The following is a 20,531-nucleotide window of genomic DNA, read 5'->3' as shown; positions in this document are numbered from 1 at the left end:
ACAGGAGCGCCGGGTGCTGGCAGGTGGCGGCCGATGTCCGAGGGCGGACGTAGCCTGCCCGGGTGCCGAAACCCCGACTTCTCCCCGGCCCCTGTCCCCTCTGCGGTGGTCTCGCTGGGCTGCGAGCGGACGACGCGTGGCACTGCGCGCTCTGCGGCTGGCGCTACGGGGACTCCCCCGACCCCGATCTGCCGTTCCCGCGGATCGACGTCGTGTACTACCTCCGCTACGACAACCGCGTGAAGATCGGCACGAGCAGACAGCCGCGGCGCCGTCTCGCGAGCATCCGTCACGACGAGCTCCTCGCCTTCGAGCACGGCGATCGGGTGCGCGAACAGCAGCGGCATCGGCAGTTCGCCTCCGCTCGCGAAGGCGGTGAGTGGTTCACCCTGACACCGGAGATCCGCGCCCACATCGCGGCGCTGCAGCGGCACGGCGACCCCTGGCATCAATACGCGCGCTGGCTCAGCGCCGCGCTCCGAGGGTGAACGCGCCTATCACTGCGCACAGGATCGCACCAGGGGATCCCCCGCTGCGCCGGCAGGAGGCAGACTCACCTGTGAACGGGCGCACCCGGCGCCCCGCGTGAGAGGACCGGACATGAACGGACGAGAGAACATCCCCGCCGACGACGTCAGCGCGCAGGATCCGCTCGCCGGAGACGGGAGCGGCGACCCGAACAGCGACCGCCAGTTCCTGCAGGACCTGCCTCCCGCACAGGTCGACACCGAGCAGCAGCAGGAGCATCAGGCCGAGTCCGACGACGAGGCCTAGTCCGCGCGGACGACGAGGGGCGACCGGATCGATATCCGGTCGCCCCTCGTCGTGTGCGGATCAGGCGGTCGCAGCCCGTCCGCGGGTGCTCTGCGGCTGCGGCTGCGAGAACAGCACGACGACGATGACGGCAGCACCCACCACGACGTGCGGCAGCCAGACGTTCAGCGCCTCGCCTGCGAACCCGAACAGCCACGGCGACAGCGCGAGGAAGAGGCTGGCGACGATGTCGAAGACGAGGTGCACGGGCATGGGGATCAGACCGAACGGACCCCACTCGTACTTCGTGAAGAGGCTGTAGACGATGAGGCCCACGCCGAGCACGATCGGGATGACGACCGGGGCTCCGCCCATACCGGCGAAGCCGAACAGCCAGGGCGCGGCGATCAGAGCGATCCCGACGACGTAGTCGAGAATTCCGTGGACCTTGGTCGGGATGAAACGCATGATTCCTCCTTGGGTGCCGCCGGCGGCGACTCATCAGAAGGTTCGGAGCCCTGCGCCCATCGGATGGGAGGCGGCTGCCGGGTCAGCTCTGCGCCCATCCGTACCGCCGCTGGAGCGCTGCCGCGACCCGTGCGTACCGGCCACGATCCAGGGCCGCCGCCTCACGGCGCAGACCACGCTCATGGACGCTGTAGAGCTGTTCGATGTCCACCCACGATTCGCGGCCCTGCCCGTCCCACTCGCCGCTCCCGATCGAGAGGTAGTCGCGCTCGCCGTCGTGGGGCCTGCTGGTCATCCGTACCGCGTAGACCCGCTCGGAGGACTGCCGCCCGATCACCAGCACCGGCCGGTCCTTGCCTCGGCCGTCGTTCTCCTCGTACGGCACCCAGGTCCAGACGACCTCGCCGGCGTCGGGAGCGCCGTCCCGGTGCGGCGCGTAGGCCACGCGGACGGCCGGCATACGCCCGGGGTCGAGCCGCACGGTCTCGGTACCGCGGACCTGCCCCGGCTCGACTCCGGCGTCCGGCGTCTTCGCGGATCGCCGCTCGCGCTCCTCGGCCGTCCGCAGACGCGCGTCCGGGCGCCGCGGACCGGGAGAGGTCCGCGGCGCCCGGGGGGAGCCCACTGCTCGGCGCAGCAGGTCCGCGAGTGCCTTCAGGATGCCGTTGCTGGTCGTGCCCACACGGTCACCCTAACCGTCGTCACGCGTTCGCGAGAGCGTAGCCCTCCTCGCCGTGCACGACCTGGTCGACACCGGCGATCTCGTCCTCGTTCGTGATGCGGAACCCGATCGTCCTCTGGATCACGAAGCCGATGACCCACGCGACCACGAAGGAGTAGATCAGCACGCCCGCGGCGGCGATCACCTGCACGGCGAGCTGACGGGCGTCGCCACCGACGAAGAGGCCGGTGCCGGTGGCGAAGAAGCCGAGGTACACGGTGCCGATGAGGCCGCCGACGAGGTGGATGCCGACCACGTCGAGCGAGTCGTCGAAGCCGAGGCGGAACTTCAGCTCCACCGCGAGGGCGCAGACGATGCCGGCCACCGCGCCGAGCAGGAGGGACCATCCGGGGGTGAGGTTGGCGCATGCCGGGGTGATCGCCACGAGACCCGCCACCGCGCCGGAGGCGGCGCCGACGGAGGTGGGCTTGCCGTCCTTGATGCGCTCGATGAGGATCCAGCCGAGGATCGCGGCCGCGGTCGCACCGAGCGTGTTCAGGCCGATGAGGCCGACGCCGCCCATGTCCTCGGCGAGCCACTCCGCACCGGCGTTGAAGCCGAACCAGCCGAACCACAGCAGTGCGGCGCCGAGCAGCGTCAGCGGCACGTTGTGCGGCTTGAGGATGCCCTTCTGGAAGCCGATGCGCTTGCCGAGCACGAGGGCGAGAGCCAGCGCCGCGGCACCCGCGTTGATGTGCACCGCCGTGCCGCCCGCATAGTCGATCACGCCGATGCCGCTGTCCTCGCCGAACAGGGTCGTGCCGAGGTTCATGATCCAACCGCCGCCCCAGACCCAGGCCGCGACCGGGAAGTAGCCGACCGTGGCGAAGACGCCGGCGAAGATCAGCCAGCTGCCGAACTTCGCCCGATCGGCGATCGCCCCGGAGATCAGGGCGACGGTGATGATCGCGAAGGTGGCGCCGTACGCGACGCTGAGCAGGGCGACGTTCGAGCCCTCACCCGAGGCGAGGCTGGACAGCCCGATGTCCGCGAACGGGTTGCCCGCGAAGGCCGTGGGGCTGTCGACGGCGCTCATGGAGAAGCCGAAGAGAATCCACAGCACGGCGACGAGTCCGATCGAGCCGAAGCTCATCATCATCATGCTGACGACGCTCTTCGCCTTGACGAGACCGCCGTAGAAGAAGGCGACGCCGGGCGTCATGAGCAGCACCAGTGCCGTCGCGGTGATCGCCCACGAGATGTTGCCGGGAGCATCCATAGGAAAACCTCACATCCGAAGTAATTGAGAGCTTCAGTGTGACCATGGGCGATTTCGCCCATGCGTGAGGTTTGTTTCTCCGCTGTTACAGCACGGCTCCGGGTGTGAACATCGCGTTACGCAGGCCTGCAGGCTTACGCAGAATGCGTGAGCGCGTTCAGCCGGGAGATGGCGCGCAGGTACTTCTTGCGGTAGCCACCGGCGAGCATCTCGTCGGAGAACACGGCGTCGAGCCCGACACCCGTCGCGAGGATCGGGATCTGCGCGTCGTAGACCCGGTCGACGAAGGCCACGAACCGCAACGCCTCCGACTGGTCGGTGAGCTGACGCACGCCGCGCAGCCCCACGCGGTGCAGCCCGTCGATGAGCCTGATGTAGCGCGAGGGGTGCACCTGGGCGAGATGCCGGATGAGGTCGTCGAACGCATCGTCCGACACAGCGCCGTCCGCCGCGGCCGCCTCGACCGCCGCGTTGTACGCCGCGTCCTCCAGCGCCACGGCGTGACCGTCGATCGCCCGCTGCCGGAAGTCGACGCCGTCGATGCGCAGCGTCTGGAAGCTGTCCGACATCGCGTGGATCTCGCGGAGGAAGTCCTGCGCGGCGAAGCGCCCCTCGCCGAGCGCGTTCGGCGGCGTGTTCGAGGTGGCCGCGAGCCGGGTGCCGGTGGGCACGAGTTCACCCAGAAGGCGCGTCATGACCATCGTGTCGCCCGGATCGTCGAGCTCGAACTCGTCGATGCAGAGCAGATCGGCGCCCTTGAGGAGGTCCACGGTGTTCTTGTAGCCGAGTGCCCCCACCAGAGCGGTGTACTCGATGAACGAGCCGAAGTACTTCCGCCGGGCGGGCATCGCGTGGTAGATCGACGCGAGCAGGTGGGTCTTGCCCACGCCGAAGCCGCCGTCGAGGTAGACCCCGGGCTTCAGTTCCGGCTCCTTTTTCGCCCGACTGAACAGACCGCCCCGCTTGACGGGAGCACCGCGTCCGGCGAAACGCAGCAGCGTCTGCTTCGCCTCCTCCTGCGACGGGTAGGCGGGATCCGCCCGGTAGCTGTCGAACGTGGCGTCGTCGAACTGCGGCGGCGGCACCAGGCTCGCGAGCATCTCGGGTCCGCTGACCGTCGGCGTGCGCTCGGTGAGGTGGACGGTTCCGGTGCGGGTGGTCGGGTCGGTCATCACGGTCCTGAATCAGGCAAGGGCCTGTGTCGAAGTCTTACGGATCGGGTCCCGGGGGCGCGCGGAGGATCTATCGTCGAAGGGACGGATCCACACTACGCCGTCCGCACCGCCCGCTCGCCCGCTCACCGCTACGGAGACCCCATGGCCATCGAGTTCGACTCCTCCTCCCCCAAGTTCGCCGAGTACGCCGAGCCCGGCCGCCTGGTGACGACCGAGTGGCTCGCCGCCCACCTGGGAGAGCCCGGCCTCGTGGTCGTCGAGTCGGACGAGGACGTGCTCCTCTACGAGACGGGCCACATTCCCGGAGCGGTGAAGGTGGACTGGCACACGGAGCTCAACGACCCGGTCGTGCGGGACTACGTCGACGGCGAGGGCTTCGCCGAGCTGCTGAGCCGCAAGGGCATCGCCCGCGACGACACGGTCGTGATCTACGGCGACAAGAACAACTGGTGGGCGGCGTACGCGCTGTGGGTCTTCTCGCTCTTCGGTCACGAGGACGTCCGCCTCCTCGACGGCGGCCGTGATCGCTGGATCGCGGAGGGCCGCGAGCTGACCCGCGAGGCGACGAACCGTCCCGCCACGGAGTACCCGGTGGTGGAGCGGGACGACACGGCCATCCGCGCGTACAAGGAAGACGTGCTCGCGCACCTCGGCAACCCGCTCATCGACGTCCGTTCCCCGGAGGAGTACAGCGGAGAGCGGACCACCGCTCCCGCCTACCCGGAGGAGGGGACTCTGCGAGCCGGCCACATCCCCACCGCGCAGAGCGTGCCGTGGGCGAAGGCGGTCGCCGAGGACGGCGGCTTCAAGAGCCGCGCCGAGCTCGACGCCATCTACCGGGACGGCGCCGGGCTGCAGGACGGTGACGACGTCGTGGCCTACTGCCGCATCGGGGAGCGCTCGAGCCACACGTGGTTCGTGCTCAAGCACCTCCTCGGCTTCGAGAACGTCCGCAACTACGACGGCTCGTGGACGGAGTGGGGCAGCGCGGTGCGCGTCCCGATCGTCACGGGCACGGAGCCCGGCACCGTCTGAGGTGGGAGAATGGCGGGGATGAACGCCTCCGCCCTGCCCGAGACCCTCGCCGAGATCCGCGACGGATTCCTGGAGACCCCGGAATCTGATCGACTGCTGCTGCTCCTGGAGTACGCCGACGAGCTGCCCGCCGTTTCCGATGAGGTCGCGGCGCATCCGGAGATGGGCGAGCGCGTCGCGGAATGCCAGTCGCCGGTCTACATCTACGTGGAAGTCCACGACGACGTCGTGACCATGCATGCGACCGCCCCTGAGGAGGCCCCGACGACCCGGGGCTTCGCGAGCATCCTCGTGCAGGGCATCACCGGACTGACGGCGGACGAGGTGCTGGCGATCCCCGAGGACTACCCGCAGTCGATCGGGCTCACCAAGGCCGTGTCACCGCTGCGGATCGGCGGCATGACCGGCATGCTGATGCGGGCCAAGAACCAGGTCAGGCAGAAGCGCTGAGCCCCTGTGCCGCGAGCCATTTCGAGATGGCCGTGGTCCAGCCCTTCTCGTCGTAGTTCCAGAGCTTGGTGTGCCGGGCGACGGTGAAGCGCGGCATGGTGACCAGGTCCGGCCGCGCCTCCTGCAGTGCGTGCGAGGCGTCCGCCGGGACGAAGCCGTCGTCGTCGCTGTGCAGGATGAGAATCGGCGCCCGTAGCTCATCAGCCCGAGCGACCATGTCCAGACGGTCGAACAGGATGGGCTCGTCCGCACCGCTGAGCTTCGCCGTGAGTGGCAGCTGCAGCGCTCCCATCGCCAGCGCGGGCAGCGGTGCGCGCACCCGGGCGACCTGAGCCTGGAAACGGAGGACCGTGCGCCAGTCGACGACCGGCGACTCCAGGATGATGCCAGCGATGCGATCCCGATGGCCGGAGTTGACCGCAGCCTGCAAGGATACCGCCCCGCCCATGGACCAGCCCATCAGCACGATCCGCTCGGCGCCGTGACGCAGCGCATAGGCGATCCCGGCGTCGACATCGCGCCACTCGGATGCGCCGAGCGCATAGGCGCCCGCCTTGGTCCGCGGCGCCTCGCCGTCGTTGCGGTACGACACGACGAGCGTGGGCAGCCCCGCCGCGTGCATCACCGGCACGGCACGGAGGCACTCGGCGCGGGTCGTGCCGCGACCGTGCACCTGTATGACCCAGGTCGAGGAGTCCCCCGGGAAGAACCACGCAGGGCACGGCCCGGCCGGCGAGCCGATGAGCACGTTCTCCCATCGCAGGTGCAGCTCACTCGGCGACATGTAGTAGCTGCCGCTGAAGGACGCGCCGCGGTCCACCCTGGCACCGGGTTCGATCTTCGTGAGGAGCTTGCGGCGCACGGTCGTGCTGTCCGCGCTGAGAACCGCCCCGAGTTTGACGTAGCCGTACGTGCCCGTGGTGAAGAGGCCGTATCGCCCCGGCAGCTCGGTGTCGAGGGTGCGGCGGAGTTCGATGGTCTGCGCCCCGGTGTCGATCGCGAGGATCTCCGTGTCCTGGACGCGGCTTCGCAACGGGGTCACGACCCGGCGTGCCACCGCGATCACGAGGATCCCGACGGTCGCGCCCAGGGCGAGGAGCGCGGGGACAACGATCGCAACGGCGTGCCTGAGACTCTTCATCGCCTTCCGACTCTAGCCTGTTGCCGTGACCGCACACCCCGAGGCCGGGACGCCCTTCGACGCCGCCGTCGCCGAACTGCGCGCGACCGCGTTCCGCGACGACATCGCGGTCCGCGAGATCCCCACGCCGCAGAACCTCGCGCCCTTCGCGATCGCGCTCTCCGCCGACGTCCGCCCGGGCGAGGACGGCGACTCGATATACGGGACCGGACGGTTCATCCTGCTGCACGATCCGGACGAGCCGGACGCCTGGGGAGGCGCCTGGCGCATCGTGATCTTCGCCCAGGCTCCGCTCGAGACCGAGATCGGCACGGATCCGCTGCTCGCCGACGTCACGTGGTCGTGGCTCGTGGACGCCCTGGACTCCCGGGAGGCGATCTACCACTCGCCGTCCGGCACGTCGACGAAGACGCTGTCGAAGGGATTCGGCGGCCTCGCCGACGAGGGAGACGGCGCACAGATAGAATTGCGGGCGTCCTGGACTCCGGAGGGCCCGTTCCGACCGCACGTCGAAGCATGGGCCGAGCTGGTCGGAATGCTGGCGGGGCTTCCGCCGGGTTCCGAGGGCATCGCCGTGATCGGCGCGCGAAAGGCTGTACGTGACTGAATACTCCGTGATCTCCGAAACCGAGGAGTTCCGTGCAGCCTGTGCTGCGCTCGCCGCCGGCACCGGCCCGGTCGCCGTCGATGTCGAGCGGGCGTCCGGCTTCCGCTACTCGCAGCGGGCCTATCTGGTGCAGGTCTTCCGGCGCGAGGCCGGGGTGTTCCTGTTCGACCCGCCCGCGATCGGCGACTTCGCCCCGCTGCAGGAGGCCATCGGCGACGTCGAGTGGGTGCTCCATGCCGCCAGCCAGGATCTGCCCTCTCTGCGCGAGCTGCACCTGGAGCCGAAGGAGATCTTCGACACCGAGCTCGCCTCCCGCCTGCTCGGTCATGACCGGGTGGGTCTGGCCGCCGTCGTCGAGGACACGCTCGGCATCACCCTGAAGAAGGAGCACTCGGCCGCCGACTGGTCGACCCGTCCGCTGCCCGACTCCTGGCTGGACTATGCCGCGCTCGACGTGCTGCATCTCGTCGACGTCCGCGACGCTCTCGTCGCCGAGCTCGAGGAACAGGGCAAGACCGCCTTCGCCGCTCAGGAGTTCGCCGCCACCCTGGCGCGCGCCCCGAAGGCCCCGCGCGAAGACCCCTGGCGGCGACTGAGCGGACTCCACCAGGTCCGTGGTGCCCGCAACCTCGCCGTCGCCCGCGCCCTGTGGGAGGCCCGCGAGATGTATGCGCAGCAGCAGGACATCTCCCCCGGGCGCCTCGTGCCCGACCGTTCCCTCGTCGCCGCGGTCCTCGCCAACCCCGCCTCCAAGCAGGCCCTCGCGGGAGTCAAGGAGTTCCAGGGCCGCGCGAGCCGCACCCAGCTCGACCGCTGGTGGCAGGCGATCGTCGACGGCCGTGCCGCGGAGACGCTGCCGCGCGAACGCGTGCCGAGCGACGCGCTTCCCCCGCCCCGCGCCTGGGGCGACCGCAACCCGGAGGCCGACGCCCGGCTGAAGGCCGCCCGTCCCGCCGTCGAGGCGGTCGCGGAGGAGCTGGGCATGCCCACCGAGAACCTCCTCACGCCCGAGTACCTGCGCCGGGTCGCGTGGGACGGCCCGGGCGCCACCGCGGAAGAGATCGGCGCCGCCCTCTCCGCACTCGGGGCACGCCCCTGGCAGGTTGAACAGACTGCACAGAAGATCGCCGACGCCTTTGTAGAGGCGACGCAATCGCCCGACACCACGTCCGCGACCGCTTCGTAGGTTCGATCCAACCGATTCCTCCCGGTTTCCGGCCGTTCATAGACTGAGGCCACCGCACTAACTTGGAGGCAGAGTGGCCGAGATCTCGGACGTCTTCTTCGTCGATGGAGTGCGCACCCCCTTCGGGCGCGCCGGCGAAAAGGGCATGTACTGGAACACCCGCGCGGATGACCTCGCCGTCAAGGCGACCATCGGCCTGATGGAGCGCAACGCGGCCGTGCCGGCGGACCGCATCGACGATGTCGCGATCGCCGCGACGAGCCAGACCGGCGACCAGGGGCTCACCCTCGGACGGTCGGTGGCGATCCTCGCCGGACTGCCTCAGACCGTCCCCGGACTGGCGGTCGAGCGCATGTGCGCCGGCGCGATGACGAGCGTGACCACCATGGGCGCTTCGATCGGCGTGGGCATGTACGACCTCGCCCTCGCGGGCGGCGTCGAGCACATGGGCCACCACCCGATCGGCGCGAACGCCGACCCCAACCCGCGCTTCGTGGCGGAGAAGATGGTCGACCCGGGCGCTCTCAACATGGGCGTCACCGCGGAGCGCATCTTCGACCGCTTCCCGCACCTCACCAAGGAGCGCTCCGACCGCTATGGCATGCGCAGCCAGCAGAAGGTGCAGGCCGCCTACGACGCCGGCAAGATCCAGCCGGACCTCGTGTCGGTCGCGATCAAGGGCGCCGACGGCGCCTGGGGTCTGGCCACCGAGGACGAGGGCCGCCGTCCGCAGACCACGATGGAGGACCTCGCCGGCCTCAAGACGCCGTTCCGTCCGCACGGTCGCGTGACCGCAGGGACGTCCTCGCCGCTCACCGACGGCGCGACGATGTCGCTGCTCGCCGGCGGCGGCGCCGTCAAGGAGCTCGGACTCGCGCCCAAGATGCGCATGGTCTCGTTCGCCTTCGCCGGTGTGCAGCCCGAGATCATGGGCATCGGCCCGATCCCGTCGACCGAGAAGGCGCTCAAGAAGGCCGGTCTCGACATCTCCGACATCGGACTCTTCGAGCTCAACGAGGCCTTCGCCATCCAGGTCATCTCCCTGCTCGACCACTTCGGCATCGACGACGACGACCCCCGCGTGAACCCGTGGGGCGGCGCGATCGCCGTGGGCCACCCGCTGGCCGCATCCGGCGTCCGCCTCATGATCCAGCTCGCGGCGCAGTTCGCCGAGCGCCCCGACGTGCGCTACGGCCTGACGGCGATGTGCGTCGGTCTCGGTCAGGGCGGATCGGTCATCTGGGAGAACCCGCACTACGACGGAAAGAAGAAGAAGTGAGCTACGACGACGTCGACTTCTCGCCCATCCAGGCGCTCACCGAGGGAGAGGTCATCACGCACTCCCCCGTGCGTGACATCCGCCTCGCGTCGGGCAAGGTCCTCGCCCTGATCACGCTGGACAACGGTCGGGACCACACCCGCCCGAACACCCTCGGTCCGGCCACCCTCACCGAACTCGGCGCGACACTCGACGGCCTGAAGAGCCGCGCGGCGGCCGGCGAGATCCAGGCGGTCGGCATCACCGGCAAGCAGTACATCATGGCCGCCGGTGCCGACCTCTCGGACATCAGCAAGGTCGGCTCCCGGGACAACGCACGTCTGATCGCCCAGCTCGGCCACAAGGTGCTCGGGAAGCTGAGCGAGCTCGGCGTGCCGTCGTTCGCGTTCGTGAACGGACTCGCACTGGGCGGTGGCCTGGAGATCGCGCTGAACTCCACGTACCGCACGGTCGACGCATCGGCGGCGGCCGTGGCGCTCCCCGAGGTCTTCCTCGGCATCATCCCCGGCTGGGGCGGGGCGTACCTGCTGCCGAACCTCATCGGCATCGAGAACGCCCTCGAGGTGGTCATCTCCAACCCCCTCAAGCAGAACCGCATGCTGAAGCCGCAGCAGGCCTTCGACCTCGGCATCTTCGACGCCATCTTCCCCGCTGCGAACTACCTCGAGAACTCGCTCGCCTGGGCGGACGCGGTCCTCGGCGGCAAGAAGGTCGTGCGCAAGAACGAGCCGGGCAAGATCGAGCGGCTCACCAAGTGGCCGGTCGCCATCAAGATGGCGCGCGGCATGCTGGAGTCCAAGATCGGCACCGTGCCGAAGTCGCCCTACGCGGCTCTCGAGCTGCTCGACAAGGCGAAGAGCGGCACCAAGGCGGAGGGTTTCGCCCGCGAGGACGAGGCGCTGGCGGAACTGGTGACCGGGGACCAGTTCGCCGCGTCGATGTACGCCTTCGACCTCGTGCAGAAGCGTGCGAAGCGTCCGGTCGGCGCACCGGACAAGCAGCTCGCGAAGAAGGTCACCAAGGTCGGCATCATCGGCGCGGGTCTCATGGCCAGCCAGTTCGCGCTGCTGTTCGTGCGCAAGCTCCAGGTGCCGGTGCTGATCACCGACCTGGATCAGGCACGCGTGGACAAGGGCGTCGCCTACATCCACGAGGAGATCGGCAAGCTGGAGGCCAAGGGCCGCGTGGACGCGGACACCGCGAACAAGCTGCGTGGGCTCGTCACGGGCACCACCGACAAGGCTCTCTACGCGGACTGCGACTTCGTGATCGAGGCGGTCTTCGAGGAGGTCGGCGTCAAGCAGCAGGTCTTCGGTGAGATCGAGAAGATCATCGCGGAGGACGCGGTGCTCGCCACGAACACCTCGTCGCTGTCGGTCGAGGAGATCGGCGCGAAGCTCGCCCACCCCGAACGGCTCGTCGGCTTCCACTTCTTCAACCCGGTCGCGGTCATGCCGCTGATCGAGATCGTGAAGACGCCGACGACCGCGGACACCGCACTGTCCACCGCATTCGTCGTCGCCAAGAACCTGGGCAAGAACGCGGTGCTCACCGCCGACGCCCCGGGCTTCGTGGTGAACCGCCTGCTCGCGAAGGTCATGGGCGAGGCGGCGCGCGCCGTCTACGAGGGCACTCCGATCGCCGACGTCGAGAAGGCGTTCGCGCCGCTCGGCCTGCCGATGGGGCCCTTCCAGCTCATCGACCTCGTCGGCTGGAAGGTGGCCGCGCACGTGCAGGACACGATGGTGCGCGCATTCCCCGACCGGTTCTACGCCAACGAGAACTTCCACGCCCTCGCCGAGCTCGACCAGGTCGTCGAGAAGGACAAGGGTGGCCGTGTGGTCGGCTGGACGAAGCAGGCCGAGAAGGTCCTGGCGCCCGCCGTCGGCAAGAGCCCGGCATCGGCGGCCACGATCCTGCAGCGCGTGCAGGACGGACTCGCGACCGAGATCAAGCTGATGCTCGACGAGGGCGTGGTCCCGGAGGTCGAGGACATCGACCTGTGCCTCATCCTCGGGGCAGGCTGGCCGTTCATCGACGGTGGGGCCTCGCCGTATCTCGATCGCGAGGGGGCGTCCGAGCGCGCGTTCGGCGGTTCCTTCCACACCCCGCAGATCCGCGGCATCGAGAGCCGCTGATCACGTCTCCGCAGGGGGTCGCGCCGTAGGCGTGGCCCCCTGTGTCGTCCCCGGTGCCGGACGGGCATCCGGCTCGCCGCGGCGCGGCCAGTGCGACAGGGCATGCTCCGCGAGCGCGGTGATGGTCAGGGACGGGTTCACCCCCGGATTGGCGGGCACAGCGGCCCCGTCGACGACGTGCAACCCCGGGTGTCCCCAGACGCGCTGGTACTCGTCCACGACACCCTCCTCCGGTGATCCGGAGATCACGGCTCCGCCGAGGAAGTGTGCCGTGAGCGGGATCCCGAAGACCTCCGGCCACGAACCGCGGGCCTCGGCGGGAACCCCACCCTCGCGCTCCAGACGCGCGGCGATGGCACGGGCCGCGCGATGCGCCTCGGGGAGGTGGCTGGGGTTCGGCGCGCCGTGACCCTGCGCGCTCGTCAGTCTCGTCCGTCCGAAGCGGCGCCGCAGCGACAGCGTGAGCGAGTTGTCGGCGGTCTGCATGACGAGTGCGATGATCCCGCGCTCGCTCCACCGCCGGAGGGACGCGAGGCGCAGGGCCCGGGCGGGGCGGCGCAGCACCTGGCCCACGAGCGCGACCAGGCGGCCCGGAAGCGCGCGGTCGCCCGGGACCAGCACGGTGGCGAGTGCTCCCATGAGGTTCGACCCCGGACCGTAGCGGACGTTCTCGACATGGGTACGGTCATCCACGTGGAACGATGTGGTGATCGCCACGCCCCGCGCCAGCTCCACCCGCTCGGGCACCTGGACGGCGACGGCGCCGTCCAGGGCCTCTGAGTTGGTGCGGGTGAGCCGGCCCACGGCGTCGGAGACGTGCGGCAGCGCGCCGGCGGCCTTCATCCGATGGAGGAGCTGCTGGGTGCCCCAGGTGCCCGCCGCCAGGACGACCTCCCGTGCCGTGACGGTCTGAGGACGCCGTCGGAACCAGGAGCCGCTGCGGCGCGTCGTGACGGAGAATCCGCCGTTCGGGAGCTCCCGCACCTCGGTCACGGTACGCAGCGGCTCGATGACCGCTCCGCGGCGCTCGGCGAGGGCGAGGTAGTTCTTCATCAGGGTGTTCTTGGCACCGACGCGGCAGCCGACCATGCAGTTGCCGCAGAGCGTACAGCCCGTGCGCTCGGGGCCCTCACCGCCGAAGAACGGGTCAGCGACTCGCTCACCGGGTACGCCGAACCACACGCCGACGGGTGCCCGGCGGAAGGTGGCGCCCACCCCGAGGTCCTCGGCGGCACCGGCCATGATCCGCTCGACGGGTCCGTCGTGAGGATAGTGCTCCACCACGCCGAGCATGCGCTTGGCCGTGGCGTAGTGCGGGGCCAGAGCCGCGCTCCAGTCCCGGATCGACGACCACTGCGGGTCGGCGAAGAACGCCGCGCCCGGCTCGTACAGCGTGTTCGCGTAGTTGAGCGACCCGCCGCCGACGCCCGCGCCGGCGAGGATCATCACGTGCGGAAGCCGATGGATGCGCTGCACTCCGAAGCACCGGACCGCCGGGGCCCAGAGATAGCGACGCACGTCCCAGCTCGTCTTCGCGAAGTCCTCATCGGCGAATCGTCGCCCGGCCTCGAACACGCGGACGCGGTAGCCCTTCTCGGTGAGCCGGAGGGCGGCGACGGAGCCGCCGAACCCCGACCCGACGATCACGACGTCCTCATCGAACATGTGCGTCCCCCCTCGCCGCGTCGGTCATGACGGTCAGCGCCGCCGCGCGGACCGAGATCGTGCAGGTCTCCTCCCCCACGCGCTCGCCGTCCGCGTAGGCCACGAGACCGGGCGCGGCGACGGTGACCGTGCGCGCCCGGAGGTGGTGCACCTCCGGGCGCGCGAGATGCGTCCCGCGCAGGAGCACGGGGAACAGGCGCACCAGGCGGAGGCGGCCTAGGGGCCCCACGGCGACCACGTCGAGGGTACCGTCATCCGGAACGGCGCCCACGCAGACCGGCATCCCCCCGCCGTAGCTGGCCGTGTTCCCGACCGCCACCAGAGTGCCGCGGGCGGAGATCACCGGGCCGTCATCGGCGCGGATCGTGAAGTCGAGCGGACGCAGCCGAACGAGCTCGATGAGCAGCGCGAGGTAGTACCGCAGTGCGCCGGACGGCCAGCGGAGGCGATTGGTGCGATCGCTCACGCGGGCGTCGAACCCCAGCGCCGCCACGGTGAGGAACAGCGACGTGCCCGTCGACGTCCGCACCTCGCCGATGTCGATGGGGCGGGGCAGACCGGTCAGGGCGAGCTCGACAGCCGCAGCCACGTCCGTGCGCGGCAGCCCGAGCGCTCGCGCCAGGTCGTTCCCGGTGCCGGCGGGGACCACCGTGACCGGGACGCCTGCGGCGCACACCACGTCGAGGATGCCCGAGAGGGTGCCGTCACCGCCCACCAGGACGAGCCCGTCCGGTGCCGCGTCCAGCGCGAGCATCGCGAGCCGCCTCGTCTCCGCGGGCGACCCTCCGGCGTAGACGCGGACATCCGCGTCCCGCTGTCGCAGGTGATCGAGCGCCTCCTCGGTGACCCGCTGCCCGCGGCCCTTGCCGGAGAGCGGATTCGACAGCACCGCGATGTGCCCCATCTCAGACGGTCGCCCTCGTCGGGACATCGACGAGCACGGCACCCGGATTCATGATGCCGCGAGGGTCCAGCTCCCGCTTGACGGCGGTGAGGATCCGCACGCCGGTCTCACCGATCTCCTGCGCGAGCCAGGGGGCGTGATCGCGACCCACGGCGTGATGATGGCTGATCGTCCCGCCGTTCGCGAGGATCGCGTCGTTCACCCTGCCCTTCACCTCGGCCCACGCGCCCAACGGTTCGCGTCGCAGTCCGGCGAGCACCGTGAAGTAGAGGGAGGCGCCCGTCGGATACACGTGCGAGACGTGGCACATGACGTACGAACGCGCGTCGACCGCGTCGAAACCGTCCCGCAGCGCCGCCTCGACGGCCTCCTTCAGAGTGCGCAGGTTCGACCAGGTGGTCGCCGTCTCCAGCGTCTCGCAGAACACCCCGGCGTCGAGCAGCGCATCGCGCAGGTAGGGTCCGTCGAATCGTCCCGCCGCCCACTCCTCCGCATCGCCGGTGCCCGCAGAGCGACCGCCCGCCGCGGCGAGGATCGCCGCGGTCCGGTCCCGGCGCGCCGCGGCCTCGTCGCCCTCGAACACCGTCACGACGCTCGCCCCCTTCGCGAGGGCCTTCCCGATCCGGCCGACCTGGGCGAGGCTCACGGCGGTCTCGGCCTCGTCGGAGAGACGGATGACCGTGGGACCCGCCCCCTGCTGCACGACGCGGCGGAGCGCATCGGCACCGCCGGCGAAGTCGGGGAAGGTCCACGACTCGAAGATTCGCACCGTCGGCACCGGGTGCACGCGGACCCGGACCTCGGTGATGACGCCGAAGATCCCCTCGGAGCCGAGGAAGAGGCGGAGGAGATCGGGGCCGGCCGCCGACCCCGGCGCGCGTCCGAGGTCGAGGTCTCCCGTCGGTGTCGCGACCCGGATCCCCGTCACCATCGCCTCGAACCGCCCGTTGCCCGCGGAGTTCTGTCCGGACGACCGTGCAGCCGCGAACCCTCCGATCGTGGCGTACCGGAAGCTCTGCGGGAAGTGGCCCAACTCCAAGCCGTGTGCGGAGAGCTGCGCTTCGGCATCGGGTCCGGTCGTCCCCGCCGCAAGGGTCGCCTCGCCGCTGAGCGTGTCGAGGTGGAGCAGGCCGGAGAGCCGGCGCAGATCCAGGCTGAGCACGGCGCGATGCGGGCCGGGCTCCGGGTCCAGCGCCCCCACGACGCTCGTTCCCCCGCCGAAGGGGATCACGGCGAGCCCCCGCTCCCCCGCCAGAGCGAGACACGCACGGACGGCGTCATGGTCCGCAGGAGACACGACGGCATCGGGCGCATCCTGCTCGAGAGCCCGTCGACGCAGGAGATCGGGCGTGGAACGTCCTCCCGCATGCCGGAGCCGTCCCGCGGTCGAGACGTCGACCGCATCGGCGCCCACGGAATCTTCGAGTGCAGCGACATCGTCCGCCGTCAGCCGGGAGGGCCGGACGCGCACGTCCTCCAGCGCGGGCGGCTGCGGAGGGCGCCGCACGCGGCCCAACAGCAACGGCAGCAGCCCGCGGACGGCGAGCGGGAGATCCTTCGCCCGACTCGGGTCGCCCCACCCGTTCCAGCGCATCTCGGGTCTGTCGGCTCCGCTGCCGTTCCGCTGCTCCATGCGTTACAGTGTGACACATCATGGAAGAACGTCAATCTCCCACTCTTCCCTCGGACTCCCTCGCCCCGGCGTGGGACGCCACGCAGCGGCGCGTGCTCGACGCGGCCGATGACCTGCTCGTCCGCGGCGGCGTGCACGGGGTGACGATCGCCGCCCTCGCACGGCGTTCCGGCCTCAGCCGGCCCACCATCTACCGGACGTGGCGGGATGCCGACGACGTCGTCCGTTCCGCGCTCCTGCGGCGGGTCGCCGACCTCCTCGACGGGTTCCCCGAGCGAGCCAACTCGCGAGACGCTCTCGTCGAGGACGTGCTGCGGTTCACCTCGCTGTTCCGCGGCGACCCGGTGTACGCCCATCTCCTCGACGAGGAGCCCGAAGCGTTCACCCGCTACACCCTGCACCGCGTGGGGTCCAGCCAGCGACTCATCCTGCGGTGGCTGTCCGACGCTATCGCAGCCGGCCAGGCCGACGGATCGGTGCGCGGGGGCGCCCCCGGCGAGATCGCCGTCATGCTGCTCCTGATCGCCCAGTCCGCTGTGCTGTCGCACGCGACCGTGGCCGACCTCATCGACGAGCGGGCCTGGGAGCGCGAGCTCCGCGCCGCGCTGGACGGCCACCTGCGGCCATGACCCCTGCCTCGACCGCCCTCCATGCGGGCCGCCGTCGACGCGAACTCGACGCCGCGGCCGACGACACCTGCGACCTCCTCGTCGTCGGCGGAGGGATCACCGGAACGGGCGTGGCCCTGGACGCCGCATCGCGCGGGCTCCGCGTGACCCTGATCGAGGCGGAGGACCTCGCGTTCGGGACGAGCCGGTTCAGCTCGAAACTCGTCCACGGCGGGCTGCGGTATCTCGCGACGGGGGACGTGGCGACGGCACGCGAGAGCGCACGCGAACGGCATCTGCTGATGACGGTGACCGCGCCCCATCTGATCCGTCCGCTCGGACAGCTGCTCCCGTTCGCCCCCGGCGTCAGCGGCCGCCAGCGCGGGGCCGGAGCGGCGGGGATGGCCATGGGTGACCTCCTCCGCCTGCAAGCGCGCACGAGCGGGAAGGTGCTGCCGGGACCGCACGCCGTCGGGACGGCGAGGGCGCTGCGCCTGTTCCCCGCGCTCAACCCCTGGGGACTCCGCGGCGGCATGGTCACGTATGACGGCCAGCTGTCCGATGACGCCGCCCTCGTCGTGGCCGTCGCCCGGACGGCGGCCGGTCTCGGCGCGCGGATCCTGACCAGGGTGCGCGCCGAGCGGCTGCATGCCGACGGGGCCACGGCGACGGACATGCTCACCGGGGAACGCATCGAGATCCGTGCACGGGCGGTCGTCAACGCCACCGGAGTCTGGGCGGCGACTCTGGACGACGGCCTCACGGTGCGCCCGAGCCGCGGCACCCACATCGTCCTCGACGCCGCCGACCTCGGGCATCCGACCGCTGCGCTCACCATCCCGCTCGAAGGCTCCATCAGCCGCTACGTGTTCGCCCTGCCGCAGCGCGGTGGGCGTGTCATCGTCGGACTCACCGACGTGGATGCGCCCGGACCCATCCCCTCCGTCGCCGAGCCCACCGACACCGAGATCGACTTCCTCCTGGAGACACTGAACCGCCTGCTCGCGGTGCCGTTGGCGCGGGACCGCGTCCGCGGGGCGTTCGCGGGGCTGCGTCCACTGGTCGACACCGGAGCGGCCGAGACGGCGGACGTCTCCCGCCGGCATCTCGTCCGCACCTCCGAGTCCGGGGTGGTCTCCGTGCTCGGCGGCAAGCTCACGACCTACCGACGCATGGCGGAGGACGCGGTGGATCTGGCGGTGCGACAGCGCGGCCTCCGGGTCGGACCCAGCGGCACCGCGACCCTGCGACTTATCGACGATCCCGCCCCGGACAACGGCTCGCAGGACGCCGTTGCGGACGGCATCGCCCTCTCCCGACCGGTCGTCGAGCACGCTGTCCGGTCGCAGGGCGCTCTCACCGCGGCCGATGTGCTCGATCGTCGCACTCGGATCGGGCTGGTCCCCGACGAACGCGCCAGAGCTCTCCCGACCGTGGAACGGACCGTCGCCGAGACCCTCGCCGACCTCCCCTGACCGACGGAAGCCCGCTCCAGGGAACGTCCGTCAGTGGCGCTCGTGGAGCGGGAGCTCGATCGCTCCGGTCTCCCCGGCGTGGCGCGCCTTCGGGATGCGCGTACCGAGCACCTGCGCCACGACGTCCTGAGCGATCTTCGAGGCCGTGAGACCGGCATCGGCGAGGATCTGGTCGCGCGACGCGTGGTCGATGAACTCGTCGGGAAGACCCAGCTCGTCGACAGCCGTGTCGATGCCCGCCTCGCGGAGCACCTGCCGCACGCGCGTGCCGATGCCGCCCACGCGGATGCCGTCCTCCAGCGTGATCACCAGTCGATGCTGCGCAGCGAGCTCGACGACCGACGGTTGCACGGGGATCGCCCAGCGAGGGTCGATCACGGTGGCGCCGATGCCCTGGGCGCGCAGCCGGTCAGCCACGTCGACGGCCAGGGCGGCGAAGGGTCCGATCGCGACGATGAGGACGTCCTCGCCCTCGCCCCGTGCGAGCACGTCCACGCCGTCCTCGAGGCGCTCGAGCGCCGGGAGGTCGGCGGAGACATCCCCCTTCGGGAAGCGGATGACGGTCGGGGCGTCCTCCACGGCGACCGCTTCGTCCAGTGCCTCGGTCAGCCGCGCGCCGTCGCGGGGGGCGGCGATGCGGATGTGCGGGACGATCTGCAGCATCGCCAGATCCCACATGCCGTGGTGACTCGGTCCGTCCGGGCCGGTGACGCCGGCGCGATCGAGCACGAACGTGACGCCCGCCCGGTGCAACGCGACGTCCATGAGCACCTGATCGAACGCGCGTCCCATGAACGTGGCGTAGACGGCGACGACCGGGTGCAGACCGCCGTAGGCGAGTCCGGCGGCCGAGGCCACCGCGTGCTGCTCGGCGATGCCGACGTCGTAGACCCGGTCGGGGAAGCGCTCCGCGAAGGGGGCGAGACCGGTGGGCCGGAGCATGGCGGCGGTGATGGCGATCACGTCCGAGCGTCGCTCCCCGACCTTCACGAGAGCGTCGGAGAAGACATCGGTCCACCCTCGGCCGCCTGAGGACAGGGTCTCCCCCGTCGTCGGGTCGATCTTGCCGACCGCGTGGAACTGGTCGGCCTCGTCGTCGCGGGCCGGCTGGTAGCCGCGACCCTTCTCGGTGATCGCGTGCACGATGACCGGTGCACCGTAGGACTTCGCGAGTTCCAGCGTCTCCAGCAGCGCCGGCAGATCGTGACCGTCGACCGGGCCGAGGTACTTGATGTCGAGGTTGGAGTACAGCGCCTCGTTGTTCGTGAACCGCGAGAGGAAGCCGTGCGTGCCGCCGCGCACACCGCGGAACACTGCGCGTCCCACCGGCCCGAACGCGCGGAAGAGGCGATCGGACTTGTGGTGGAGGTCCTTGTAGGCCGCGGCGGTGCGGACCCGGTTGAGGAAGCGCGACATGCCGCCGATGGTCGGCGCGTACGAGCGGCCGTTGTCGTTCACGACGATGACGAGGTTGCGGTCGTTGTCGTCGGAGATGTTGTTCAGCGCCTCCCATGTCATACCGCCGGTCAGCGCGCCGTCGCCGACAACCGCGACGACGTGTCGGTCCGCGCGGCCGGTGGCGGTGAGTGCCCGCGACACGCCGTCGGCCCAGCTCAGGGAGCTGGAGGCGTGGGACGACTCGACGACGTCGTGCGGGCTCTCCGCGCGTTGCGGGTAGCCGGCAAGCCCCTCCCGGACGCGCAGCTTCGAGAAGTCCTGGCGACCGGTGAGGATCTTGTGGACGTACGACTGGTGGCCGGTGTCGAAGATGAAGGGGTCGTCCGGAGAGGAGAACACGCGGTGCAGGGCGATCGTCAGCTCCACCACGCCGAGGTTCGGCCCGAGGTGACCGCCCGTCTGCGAGACGTTCTCGACGAGGAACGCGCGGATCTCCGAGGCGAGTTCTTCCAGTTGCTCCGGAGAGAGCCGATCAAGATCGCGCGGTCCAGAGATGCTCGGAAGAATGGGCATCTGCGCCTCCTCACAGGCCTCGACGGAGCGTCCGAACGGGTGCGGACGTCTTCCCGATCCTACCGCTCGGAGCCGGGAATCCCCCGAGGGCGGGGGACCCTTG

General features: G+C 70.5%; 19 protein-coding genes. 10 read left to right on the top strand and 9 right to left on the bottom strand.

Going from position 1 to position 20,531, the window contains the following annotated elements; all coding sequences use genetic code 11:
• Window positions 1–62: 62 nt before the first annotated feature.
• The gene (locus AB1285_RS06590; RefSeq protein WP_280565340.1) at window positions 63–488 is read left to right on the top strand and encodes a GIY-YIG nuclease family protein; all 426 of its coding nucleotides are present in this window, start codon (window positions 63–65) and stop codon (window positions 486–488) included.
• A 112-nt stretch (window positions 489–600) separates the two neighbouring features.
• Window positions 601–774: a hypothetical protein gene (locus AB1285_RS06585; protein WP_268776275.1), complete on the top strand. Its 174-nt coding sequence runs from the start codon at window positions 601–603 to the stop codon at window positions 772–774.
• A gap of 60 nt (window positions 775–834) precedes the next feature.
• Here the strand turns inward: AB1285_RS06585 and AB1285_RS06580 are convergent, their stop codons facing one another.
• The 4 genes from AB1285_RS06580 to zapE all read right to left on the bottom strand — a co-directional run bounded on the left by AB1285_RS06580 (window position 835) and on the right by zapE (window position 4,333).
• Window positions 835–1,221, bottom strand: coding sequence for an SPW repeat domain-containing protein (locus AB1285_RS06580; RefSeq protein WP_187661546.1), 387 nt, complete (start codon window positions 1,219–1,221; stop codon window positions 835–837).
• Between the two features lie 82 nt (window positions 1,222–1,303).
• Entirely contained in the window at window positions 1,304–1,903 is a 600-nt protein-coding gene (locus AB1285_RS06575; RefSeq protein ID WP_187661547.1) for a type II toxin-antitoxin system PemK/MazF family toxin, read from the bottom strand.
• Window positions 1,904–1,922: 19 nt separating this feature from the next.
• The gene (locus AB1285_RS06570; RefSeq protein ID WP_370428883.1) at window positions 1,923–3,161 is read right to left on the bottom strand and encodes an ammonium transporter; all 1,239 of its coding nucleotides are present in this window, start codon (window positions 3,159–3,161) and stop codon (window positions 1,923–1,925) included.
• Between the two features lie 134 nt (window positions 3,162–3,295).
• Window positions 3,296–4,333 carry a cell division protein ZapE gene (zapE, locus tag AB1285_RS06565; protein ID WP_280565329.1) on the bottom strand — a complete coding sequence of 346 codons (1,038 nt, stop codon included), beginning with the start codon at window positions 4,331–4,333 and terminating at the stop codon, window positions 3,296–3,298.
• 144 nt (window positions 4,334–4,477) lie between these two features.
• On the opposite strand from zapE, the gene AB1285_RS06560 reads away from it, so the two are divergent.
• Both AB1285_RS06560 and AB1285_RS06555 read left to right on the top strand, forming a co-directional pair.
• Entirely contained in the window at window positions 4,478–5,371 is an 894-nt protein-coding gene (locus tag AB1285_RS06560) for a sulfurtransferase (RefSeq protein ID WP_025103554.1), read from the top strand.
• 18 nt (window positions 5,372–5,389) lie between these two features.
• The gene (locus AB1285_RS06555; RefSeq protein WP_268776273.1) at window positions 5,390–5,821 is read left to right on the top strand and encodes a SufE family protein; all 432 of its coding nucleotides are present in this window, start codon (window positions 5,390–5,392) and stop codon (window positions 5,819–5,821) included.
• Here the strand turns inward: AB1285_RS06555 and AB1285_RS06550 are convergent.
• Window positions 5,805–6,962 carry an alpha/beta hydrolase family protein gene (locus AB1285_RS06550; RefSeq protein WP_292796271.1) on the bottom strand — a complete coding sequence of 386 codons (1,158 nt, stop codon included), beginning with the start codon at window positions 6,960–6,962 and terminating at the stop codon, window positions 5,805–5,807. The two genes, AB1285_RS06555 and AB1285_RS06550, sit on opposite strands and share 17 nt — an antisense overlap.
• A gap of 25 nt (window positions 6,963–6,987) precedes the next feature.
• Here AB1285_RS06550 and AB1285_RS06545 point away from each other — a divergent pair, with 25 nt between their 5' ends.
• The 4 genes from AB1285_RS06545 (at window position 6,988) to AB1285_RS06530 (ending at window position 12,172) form a co-directional block, all read left to right on the top strand.
• Complete coding sequence (locus AB1285_RS06545; protein ID WP_187661552.1) at window positions 6,988–7,569, top strand: DUF3000 domain-containing protein; 582 nt, start codon at window positions 6,988–6,990, stop codon at window positions 7,567–7,569.
• On the top strand, window positions 7,562–8,755 hold the full coding sequence (locus AB1285_RS06540) for a ribonuclease D (protein WP_268776272.1): 1,194 nt from the start codon (window positions 7,562–7,564) through the stop codon (window positions 8,753–8,755). Before AB1285_RS06545 ends, AB1285_RS06540 begins: the two co-directional genes overlap by 8 nt.
• 73 nt (window positions 8,756–8,828) lie before the next feature.
• Window positions 8,829–10,034, top strand: a complete 1,206-nt coding sequence (locus tag AB1285_RS06535) for a thiolase family protein (RefSeq protein ID WP_187661554.1) — start codon at window positions 8,829–8,831, stop codon at window positions 10,032–10,034.
• Entirely contained in the window at window positions 10,031–12,172 is a 2,142-nt protein-coding gene (locus tag AB1285_RS06530) for a 3-hydroxyacyl-CoA dehydrogenase NAD-binding domain-containing protein (RefSeq protein ID WP_292794079.1), read from the top strand. The genes AB1285_RS06535 and AB1285_RS06530 overlap by 4 nt, the downstream gene beginning before the upstream one ends.
• On the opposite strand, the gene AB1285_RS06525 is transcribed toward AB1285_RS06530, so the two are convergent.
• The 3 genes from AB1285_RS06525 to AB1285_RS06515 are packed head-to-tail and all read right to left on the bottom strand — an operon-like array spanning window position 12,173 to window position 16,374.
• Window positions 12,173–13,837: a GMC oxidoreductase gene (locus AB1285_RS06525; RefSeq protein WP_370428884.1), complete on the bottom strand. Its 1,665-nt coding sequence runs from the start codon at window positions 13,835–13,837 to the stop codon at window positions 12,173–12,175.
• Complete coding sequence (locus AB1285_RS06520; RefSeq protein ID WP_370428885.1) at window positions 13,827–14,741, bottom strand: YegS/Rv2252/BmrU family lipid kinase; 915 nt, start codon at window positions 14,739–14,741, stop codon at window positions 13,827–13,829. The genes AB1285_RS06525 and AB1285_RS06520 overlap by 11 nt, the downstream gene beginning before the upstream one ends.
• Before the next feature lies 1 nt (window position 14,742).
• Complete coding sequence (locus AB1285_RS06515; RefSeq protein WP_292794088.1) at window positions 14,743–16,374, bottom strand: FAD-binding oxidoreductase; 1,632 nt, start codon at window positions 16,372–16,374, stop codon at window positions 14,743–14,745.
• 20 nt (window positions 16,375–16,394) lie between these two features.
• Between AB1285_RS06515 and AB1285_RS06510 the strand changes: the two genes are divergently transcribed.
• Both AB1285_RS06510 and AB1285_RS06505 read left to right on the top strand, forming a co-directional pair.
• Window positions 16,395–17,003: a TetR/AcrR family transcriptional regulator gene (locus AB1285_RS06510; protein WP_187661558.1), complete on the top strand. Its 609-nt coding sequence runs from the start codon at window positions 16,395–16,397 to the stop codon at window positions 17,001–17,003.
• Complete coding sequence (locus AB1285_RS06505; RefSeq protein WP_292794091.1) at window positions 17,000–18,457, top strand: glycerol-3-phosphate dehydrogenase/oxidase; 1,458 nt, start codon at window positions 17,000–17,002, stop codon at window positions 18,455–18,457. The genes AB1285_RS06510 and AB1285_RS06505 overlap by 4 nt, the downstream gene beginning before the upstream one ends.
• A 30-nt stretch (window positions 18,458–18,487) precedes the next feature.
• Here AB1285_RS06505 and dxs read toward each other — a convergent pair whose 3' ends face one another.
• A complete protein-coding gene (dxs, locus tag AB1285_RS06500) occupies window positions 18,488–20,428 on the bottom strand; it encodes a 1-deoxy-D-xylulose-5-phosphate synthase (protein WP_292794094.1) in 1,941 nt (646 codons plus the stop codon).
• Window positions 20,429–20,531: the final 103 nt, after the last annotated feature.

The sequence above is a fragment of the Microbacterium sp. NRRL B-14842 genome, from assembly GCF_050470785.1.
Note: the sequence above shows the minus strand (reverse complement) of the source record. Positions and strands in the feature narration are given on the sequence as shown.

Bases quoted from the DNA above. Each gene is read 5' to 3' on its own strand.
- AB1285_RS06580 (WP_187661546.1), bottom strand. From the start codon at position 1,221: ATGCGTTTCATCCCGACCAAGGTCCACGGAATTCTCGACTACGTCGTC.
- AB1285_RS06570 (WP_370428883.1), bottom strand. From the start codon at position 3,161: ATGGATGCTCCCGGCAACATCTCGTGGGCGATCACCGCGACGGCACTG.
- AB1285_RS06555 (WP_268776273.1), top strand. From the start codon at position 5,390: ATGAACGCCTCCGCCCTGCCCGAGACCCTCGCCGAGATCCGCGACGGA.
- zapE (WP_280565329.1), bottom strand. From the start codon at position 4,333: ATGACCGACCCGACCACCCGCACCGGAACCGTCCACCTCACCGAGCGC.
- AB1285_RS06510 (WP_187661558.1), top strand. From the start codon at position 16,395: ATGGAAGAACGTCAATCTCCCACTCTTCCCTCGGACTCCCTCGCCCCG.
- dxs (WP_292794094.1), bottom strand. From the start codon at position 20,428: ATGCCCATTCTTCCGAGCATCTCTGGACCGCGCGATCTTGATCGGCTC.
- AB1285_RS06505 (WP_292794091.1), top strand. From the start codon at position 17,000: ATGACCCCTGCCTCGACCGCCCTCCATGCGGGCCGCCGTCGACGCGAA.
- AB1285_RS06515 (WP_292794088.1), bottom strand. From the start codon at position 16,374: ATGGAGCAGCGGAACGGCAGCGGAGCCGACAGACCCGAGATGCGCTGG.
- AB1285_RS06550 (WP_292796271.1), bottom strand. From the start codon at position 6,962: ATGAAGAGTCTCAGGCACGCCGTTGCGATCGTTGTCCCCGCGCTCCTC.
- AB1285_RS06525 (WP_370428884.1), bottom strand. From the start codon at position 13,837: ATGTTCGATGAGGACGTCGTGATCGTCGGGTCGGGGTTCGGCGGCTCC.
- AB1285_RS06520 (WP_370428885.1), bottom strand. From the start codon at position 14,741: ATGGGGCACATCGCGGTGCTGTCGAATCCGCTCTCCGGCAAGGGCCGC.
- AB1285_RS06585 (WP_268776275.1), top strand. From the start codon at position 601: ATGAACGGACGAGAGAACATCCCCGCCGACGACGTCAGCGCGCAGGAT.
- AB1285_RS06560 (WP_025103554.1), top strand. From the start codon at position 4,478: ATGGCCATCGAGTTCGACTCCTCCTCCCCCAAGTTCGCCGAGTACGCC.